The following is a 4,356-nucleotide window of genomic DNA, read 5'->3' on the forward strand; positions in this document are numbered from 1 at the left end:
GGCGGCCGGGTCGCCGCCGGCCGGCGCCGCGCCGGCGGGCGCCGCCAGGCCGACCGCGGCGACCGCGACGAACGCCAGCGTCGGCCCGATCGCCGGTTCGGCGTTCGGGCCGACCACGTAGAGGGCGGCGGCGTAGAGCCCCGCCGCCGGCAGGTAGCCCAGCAGCACCCGACCGGTGCGCAGCGCCACCTCGGCGCCGGTCAGCCCGGCCAGCCAGGCGGCGACCACCGGCACCAGCACCGTGTCCGGCGTGGGCTCGACGGGGATCATCGCGGTGAGCAGCCGGGGGATGCCGTTGCGCGCGGCGTCGGCGGTCACCTCCAGGAGGCTGCCGGGCAGGTCGGCGTGGGTGGCGGCCAGCCGCAGCGACCAGAGCGTCCAGCCGGACATCGCGGCCACCGACACCGGCGCCACCAGCCAGGACGGCAGCCGCCGGGCGGCCACGCTGACCAGCACCGCGCCGGCCGCCGCGCCGATGACCAGCCGGGTCAGCAGGTCACCGGCGTACACCCGGCCGAGCACCACCCCGGCGAGCGCCGTCAGCACGATCAGCGCCAGCGGGACGACGGCCGCCCGCAGCACCCGACCGGGTACGCCCCGCCACGCCGGGCCGTCGACCGGCGGCGTGCCCGGGCTCGTCCCGGGGCCCGCCGGACCGGCGTTGGTCGCCGACCCGGAACGCTGCTGGCCGACGCCCGTCACCACCGGCGCACCCCGTCCCACTCGGCGGCGAACCGCGCGCCGTCGGCCGCGTCGACCACGACCAGACCCGCCGTGCCGGGCGGCGTCGGCTCGGCCGCGCCGAAGACCCCGACCACCACCGACGGGTACGCGCCGCGCAGCGCGCCGACGTGCCCCAGCTCGGCGCGGCCACCCGGCCCGGTCAGGAAGATCAACGTGTCGCCGAGCCGGTCCTGGCGCAGTCGGGTGGTGGCCGCGCGCAGCGCGGCGTCGTCGCTGGAGAGCCCGGCGGCCGCGAGCCGGTCCAGCGGCCCGAGCGGCTGACCGCCGGTGGAGTCGTCGCCGTGCGCGTCAGCGTCGGCGCGTTCCCGCTGGGCGGGGGTGGCCGGCTCCGGGGCGACCAGCAGTAACAGCACCGGCAGGTCCGCGCGGTGCGCCGCGGTGACGATCGACGCCGCCGCCTCGCAGCCCGACTCGAACGACTCCGCCACCCCGTCCACCCGCTCCGGGTGCGCGGCGCCGCGGTTGTCGAGCAGCACGACCAGGCGGGGCAGACTCGTGTCCACGTTCTCCCGCACCATCAGCTCGCCGACGCGGGCGCTGGTGCGCCAGTGCACCCGGCGCAGCTCGTCGCCCACCACGTACTCCCGCAGCGAGTCGAACGTGATCGACCCGTGCGGCACCCCGTCCACCCGGCCGTCGAGGCTGCGCCCCGCGCCGGTGGGCACCGCCGTCAACGGGTGGATCCGGGGATGTACCCACACCGGCGTCGTCGCACCGTACGGGCGGGCCAGCGCCACGAGACCCAGCGGGTCCCGCCGGGTCACCCGCAGCGGCCCGACCGGCACCACCCCCCGACGGTGCGTCGGCACGTCGTAGCGGACCTCGGTGTCCCGCCCGGGCCGCAGGCGCAGCAGCGGCACCAGCACCGTGCGGTCCCCGCAGCGGTCCTCGGCCAGCAGGTTCGCCGAGCGCAACCGGGCGGCGTTGCGCACGGTGAGGGTCATGCTCGCCGGCTCGCCACGGGCCACCCGGTCCGGGTCGGCGCGGCGGGCCACCGTCAGCCGGGGCCGCCAGGCCGCGGTCAGCGCCGCGTAGCCGACGGCCGCGCCGGCCGCCGCGCCCAGCAGGGTCAGCTCGGGGTACGCGAACCGGAACCCCACGCCGAGCAGGACGACGGCGGCGACGAGCAGCCCGACCCCGCGGGCGGTGATCCCCATGCCGCTGCTGCCGGTCAGCCCTGCACCGGCGCCGGCTGCCCCGACGGCAGTGGCACCGGCACCGAGGCGATGGCCTGGCGCAGCACCTCCGCGGCGGTCATCCCGCGCACCTGGGCGTCCGGGGTGAGCAGCAGCCGGTGCGCGAACACCGATTCGGCGAGCGCCTTCAGGTCCTCGGGCATGATCCAACCGCGTCCGTCGATCAGCGCGTACGCGCACGCGGCGCGGGTCAGCGCGATCACTCCCCGGGGGCTGACCCCCACGCGCACGTGCTGATGGGTGCGGGTGGCGGCGGCCAGCCGGACCGCGTACGCGTAGAGCGGCTCGGCGATGTGCACCCGGCGGGCCATCCGGACCATCTCCCCGACGGTGGCGGTGTCGGTGACCGGCGTGAGCGCCTCGGGGGAGCGCACGGTGGCGCCGCGCAGCACCTCCACCTCGACCGCCTCGTCCGGGTAGCCGACGGACAGCTTGACCAGGAAGCGGTCCAGCTGCGCCTCGGGCAGCCGGTAGGTGCCGTCCATCTCCACCGGGTTCTGCGTGGCGACGACCAGGAACGGCGCCGGCACCGGGTGCCGGACCCCGTCCACGGTGACCGTGCGTTCCTCCATGACCTCCAGCAGCGCTGACTGGGTCTTCGGCGACGCCCGGTTGATCTCGTCGGCGATGACGATGTTGGCGAAGACCGGCCCGGAATGGAACTCGAAGTCGCGGGTCGCCTGGTTGAAGATGGTCACACCGGACACGTCGGAGGGCAGCAGGTCGGGGGTGAACTGGATGCGCCGCCACTCACCCTTCACCGTGGCGGCGATGGCCCGCGCGAGGGTGGTCTTGCCGACTCCGGGCACGTCCTCCAGAAGCACGTGACCCTGCGCGAACAGCGCGGTCAGCGCCAGCCGGACCACCTGCGGCTTGCCGAGCACCACCGCGTTGACGTTCTCGGCCAGCCGCGCGGCCAGGGCGGCGAAGCCCTGCACCTCCGGCTGGGTGAGCGGCTCGTGGGTGTTCACGGTCGGTGGTGCTCCTTGCCTGGCTGGTCTAGCAGGTGGGCAGGACGTTGATGTTGTCGCCGCCCTCCAGGTTGAGCCAGGCCCAGGGGATGTAGTTCTTCCCGCTGTACTCGACCTGCACCCACCAGGTGCTGCGCTTGTCGTTGTTGTAGATGTAGGCGAACACCTCTTCGCCGGACTTCTTGCAGTACGCCTTCAGCCGCTTGCCGTTGGGCACCCAGCCGGCCTGTCGGTCGTTGTCCTGGCGGGTGACCTCGAAGATCTCGTTACCGTTGCGCTCGCCGGGAATCTCCCGGGTGCAGTAGCTCGCCTCCGGGCCCGACGCCCCGTTGCGGCACGTCGCGATGCCGTACAGCGCGTCCGTTTCCTGCGCTCTCGTCGCGGTGCTCTTGCCGGCGGCGTTGGTGGCGGTCACCGTGAACGTGTACTTCGTGCCCGGCGTCAGGCCCGGCACCGTGATGCTGGAGCAGGCCCCGGCCTTCGCCGGCTCGCCCGGCGTGCTCACCGAACAGGTGGCCTTGCCGCCGCCAGCGTCCACGGTGAACGTGACGGTCGCCGAGGTGGCCGTCGCCGACGAGCCCGTCACGGTGACCCGCGGCTCGGCGACCGTCCGGGCGGTGGCGGTGGCCTCCGGGCCGGGCCCGGCCTCGTTGACCGCCTTCACCTTCACGGTGACGTTCTGGCCGTTGCCCAGCCCGGTGACGGTGGTCCGGGTGTCGGTCACCTCGCTGCTGCGCCCACCGACGTCCACGAGATATTTGGTGACTGGACGGCCGTTCGCCTCGGCCGGCGCCCACTGCACGGTGATCGCGCCGGGCTGGGCGGCGACCGTGCCGGCCTGAAGGTCGAGCGGCCGGCCGGGCGCCGCGAACGGCACCACCGTGTTGCTGACCGGCGAGGCCGTCGAGCCGGCGCCCTTGTCGTTGACCGCGACCACGGTGAACGCGTACTGGGTGCCGAACTCCAGCTCCCCGGCGGGCACCACCAGCTCCGTCTTCGTCGACTCGCCGGCAGGCGCGTTCGTGCCCGCCGAGCTGGCCGTCACCGCGTACTTCGCGATCTTGTTGCCCTGCCCGTTCGCGGCCGGCCACTTCACCAGCACCGTGCCGTCCGGACGCTCCTGGGCCGTGACGCTCGCGGGCGGGTCGGGCACCGCGGCGGTTGGCGTGACCGGGTTGCTGCTGCGGGACGGGCCGTCGCCCTTAACGTTCACGGCGTGCACCGCGAACCGGTACGTCTTGCCGTTGGTCAGTCCCTTGACCTCCACCGCGCGTTGGTTGGCGCCCACCTCCAGGCGCTGGCCCGCGCCCTGCACCACGTACTTGATGATCTCGGCGCCGTTGGCGGCGGCCGGCCGCCAGCTCACCCGGGCCTGGGCGTTGCCGGCGGCGGCGGTGACGCCGCGCGGCGCGCTCGGCTTGCCCACCCGGGGCTTCTTCGGCGTG

The 4,356-nt window shown here is 74.9% G+C and carries 3 protein-coding genes and 1 pseudogene; all 4 read right to left on the reverse strand.

All coding sequences use genetic code 11. The annotated features are described in order from the left end of the window. Nucleotides 1-582, reverse strand: a pseudogene (locus tag DKT68_RS04125) (transglutaminase domain-containing protein); the annotation flags it as partial. 116 nt (nt 583-698) lie between these two features. Next, on the reverse strand, nt 699-1,901 hold the full coding sequence (locus DKT68_RS04130; protein ID WP_109816103.1) for a DUF58 domain-containing protein: 1,203 nt from the start codon (nt 1,899-1,901) through the stop codon (nt 699-701). Between the two features lie 14 nt (nt 1,902-1,915). After that, the gene (locus DKT68_RS04135; protein WP_109816104.1) at nt 1,916-2,911 is read right to left on the reverse strand and encodes an AAA family ATPase; all 996 of its coding nucleotides are present in this window, start codon (nt 2,909-2,911) and stop codon (nt 1,916-1,918) included. Nucleotides 2,912-2,939: 28 nt separating this feature from the next. Then, on the reverse strand, nt 2,940-4,356 hold a 1,417-nt coding region (locus DKT68_RS04140), incomplete at its 5' end, for a fibronectin type III domain-containing protein (RefSeq protein WP_146218281.1).

Source organism: Micromonospora acroterricola (assembly GCF_003172955.1).
Lineage (GTDB): Bacteria > Actinomycetota > Actinomycetes > Mycobacteriales > Micromonosporaceae > Micromonospora > Micromonospora acroterricola.